Annotated in this window: 1 protein-coding gene; it reads left to right on the plus strand. The window is 69.2% G+C overall.

The genetic code is table 11. The features are described from left to right. The coding region (locus ACFQ2O_RS22525; protein WP_377533301.1) for an alpha/beta hydrolase family protein at nt 1-520 on the plus strand (520 nt) is incomplete at both ends.

Raw genomic sequence — 520 nt, forward strand, 5'->3', positions numbered from 1 at the left:
GCCAGCCGGGCCTGAAAGCGCCCCTCACCCTAAGCCGTCTCGAAGCTCCCAAGCCCGCCGCGGTAGCCGGCAAGGCCCGTCTCACGCCGCCCTACCGCGAAGAGGCAGTCAGCTTTTATAACAAAGAGGCTCAAATCCGGCTGGCCGGCACGCTCACCACGCCCGCCGGTCCAGGCCCGTTTCCGGCCGTGGTGCTGCTCTCCGATTCGGGCCCCCACGACCGCGACGTGACCGAACAGGACTACCGCCTGTTCGGTTCGCTGGCCGACCACCTCACCCGCCGCGGCATTGCCGTGTTGCGGTTTGATGACCGGGGCGTGGGCCAGTCACAGGGCAGCCACTTCAACACCACCACCGCCGATGTGGTGAGCGACGCGCAGGCGGCGCTGGTATTTGTGCGCACCCGCCGCTTGCTCGATACGCGCTACCTGGGCCTGCGCGGGCACGGCGAAGGGGCCAACGTGGCACTAATGGCGGCGGCCGAGCCTACCCCGGCTGCCCCGGCCTTCGTGGTAGCGCT

The organism is Pontibacter rugosus, from assembly GCF_042678745.1.
GTDB classification, from domain to species: Bacteria; Bacteroidota; Bacteroidia; order Cytophagales; family Hymenobacteraceae; genus Pontibacter; species Pontibacter rugosus.